Consider the following 2,319-nt stretch of genomic DNA (forward strand, 5'->3'; position numbering starts at 1 on the left):
CCGCGACAGCGAGTCCGCACCGGTGGGTGCGGGACTGCCGTCGCGGTCCGCGGGTGGTTCGTGCGTGCTCATCGGGGGCTGAGCTTACCGTGCGGTGGCCCGGCCCCTCGGAGCGATCCGATCCCCCGGCGAGGCCGGGGGACGGTGGATCAGCGGTCGCGCTTCTCCTTGATCTTCGCGGCCTTGCCGCGGAGGTCACGCAGGTAGTACAGCTTGGCGCGGCGAACCGCACCGCGGGTCACGACCTCGATCTTCTCGACGACCGGGGTGTGCACCGGGAAGGTGCGCTCCACGCCGACGTTGAAGCTGACCTTGCGAACGGTGAAGGTCTCACCGACGCCGGCGCCGTGGCGGCGGATGACGACGCCCTGGAAGACCTGGACACGGGAGCGGTTGCCCTCGATGACCCGGACGTGGACCTTCAGGGTGTCACCGGCGCGGAAGGCCGGAATGTCGCTACGCAGCGAGGCCGCGTCGACAGCAGCGAGCTTGTTGCTCATGTTGCTCTCCATCGCAGGCGCCACGGGCCGCCCACGGAAGTTCGTCACAATGGGGTTTGCTGCGGGCCGCATCGGCTGACGGCGATCCCCCCGTGGCGAGGGCGCCGGTCCACGTGGCCCCTACGAAGGGGGCCCAGCGACAGACAACAGCGGCCTATTCTTCCACACCAACGGCCACGGACCGAAATCGGCCGAGCTCCTCGTCCCAGGCCAGGCCGAGGATGCTGAGCGCCTCCCGGTCCTTCTTGTCGAAGGCGCCGTAGCGCCAGCGCTCGACCAGGTCGGTGCGGTTCGCCAGGGTCCGGGCGAAGGCCTGTTCCCGCCGCCAGCGGGCGATCCGGCCGTGGTTTCCGCTGAGCAGCACGTCCGGCACGGTCCGGCCGCGCCATTCGGCGGGCTTGGTGTAGACCGGGCCCTCCAGCAGGTCCGCCATCGCGCCGGGCGCGAAGGAGTCGTCCCGGTGGGACTCGGCGTTGCCGAGCACCCCGGGCAGCAGCCGGGCGATCGCCTCGACCATCACCAGCACGGCGACCTCGCCGCCGGCCAGCACGTAGTCGCCGATCGAGGCCTCGACCACCGGCATCCGGGTGGCCGCCTCCTCGATGACCCGCCGGTCGATGCCCTCGTACCGGGCGGGGGTGAACGCCAGCCAGGGGCGGCTCGCCAGCTCCTGGGCGAGTTCCTGCGTGAACGGCCGCCCGCTGGGGGTGGGCACGACGAGCGTCGGCAGCTGGCCCTCGGGCCCGCCGGCGACCACCGCGTCCAGCGCCTCGCCCCACGGCTCGGGCTTCATCACCATGCCGGGGCCGCCGCCGTACGGGCTGTCGTCCACCGTCCGGTGCACGTCGTGGGTCCACTCGCGCAGGTCGTGGACGTGCACGTCCAGCTGGCCGCGGGAGCGGGCCTTGCCGACCAGCGAGATGTTCAGCGGTTCCAGGTACTCGGGGAAGATCGAGACGACGTCGATCCGCATCCCGTTCTGGACCTGCGCGACGCCCTCCTCCACCGTCACTTCGACCCCTCCGCGCCCTTGGCACCGGCCGCGCCCTCGGCGCCGTCGACAACCTCGGCGCCCTCAGCGCTCTCGGTGTCCTCGGCGTCCTCGCCCTCGGCGGAAGCGCCACGGGCGACCTCGGCCTGTTCGGGTTCGATCAGGCCGACCGGCGGGGTGATCACGGCGCGCTGGTTCTCCAGGTCGATGGTCGGCACGATCTGGCGGACGAAGGGCACCAGCACCTCCGTCCCGTCGGCCTTCTCCACCGTGAGCAGGTCCTGGTACGGCAGGTGGACGACCTCGGTCAGCTCGCCGACGAGGGTGCCGTCGAGCAGCACCACGTCCAGGCCGATCAGCTGGTGGTCGTAGTACTCCTCCGGGTCCTCGGGGCTCTCCTCCGGGTCGACCTCGGAGATGAGCAGCGTGCCCCGCAGCGCCTCCGCCGCGTTGCGGTCCTTGACGCCGGCGAAGCGCAGCAGCAGCCGGCCGCTGTGCACCTTGCCGGACTCGATGGTCAGCGGTCCCACCGACGCGGGGTCGGTGAACAGGACGGCACCGGGGCCGAGCCGGAGCTCCGGCTCGTCGGTGCGGACCTCGACGCTGACGTCCCCCCTGATGCCGTGGGCGCGGCCGATCTTGCCGACGACGAGCTGCACGGTGATCGTTCTCCTGGAGTTCCTAGAGCGGGACGGAATGCGGAAAGCGCGAGAAACGCGAAAAGGGGGGGGGGGGGGGGGCGGGCCGGCGCGGGGGGGGCGACCGCACCACCCGCCGCGCAGCCACGAGGGAGCTCAGGCACTGACATGATAGAAAAAAAATATACAA

General features: G+C 71.3%; 3 protein-coding genes. All 3 read right to left on the bottom strand.

Translation table 11 applies throughout. The annotated features are described in order from the left end of the window. Positions 1 to 149: 149 nt before the first annotated feature. Positions 150 to 500 (bottom strand): 50S ribosomal protein L19, encoded by a 351-nt coding sequence (gene rplS, locus ACFV61_RS31300; protein ID WP_063347674.1) that lies wholly within the window; start codon positions 498 to 500, stop codon positions 150 to 152. Between the two features lie 154 nt (positions 501 to 654). Next, positions 655 to 1,473, bottom strand: coding sequence for a tRNA (guanosine(37)-N1)-methyltransferase TrmD (gene trmD, locus ACFV61_RS31305; RefSeq protein ID WP_063351119.1), 819 nt, complete (start codon positions 1,471 to 1,473; stop codon positions 655 to 657). A gap of 35 nt (positions 1,474 to 1,508) precedes the next feature. Next, on the bottom strand, positions 1,509 to 2,150 hold the full coding sequence (gene rimM / locus ACFV61_RS31310; protein WP_079135601.1) for a ribosome maturation factor RimM: 642 nt from the start codon (positions 2,148 to 2,150) through the stop codon (positions 1,509 to 1,511). Positions 2,151 to 2,319: the final 169 nt, after the last annotated feature.

Origin of the sequence: Kitasatospora sp. NPDC059817 (assembly GCF_042731835.1) — a bacterium.
In the GTDB taxonomy this organism is placed as follows: Bacteria; Actinomycetota; Actinomycetes; order Streptomycetales; family Streptomycetaceae; genus Kitasatospora.

What these genes read in the sequence shown, in the direction of transcription:
- rplS (WP_063347674.1), bottom strand. Translation starts at nt 500, where the DNA reads ATGAGCAACAAGCTCGCTGCTGTCGACGCGGCCTCGCTGCGTAGCGAC.
- trmD (WP_063351119.1), bottom strand. Translation starts at nt 1,473, where the DNA reads ATGCGGATCGACGTCGTCTCGATCTTCCCCGAGTACCTGGAACCGCTG.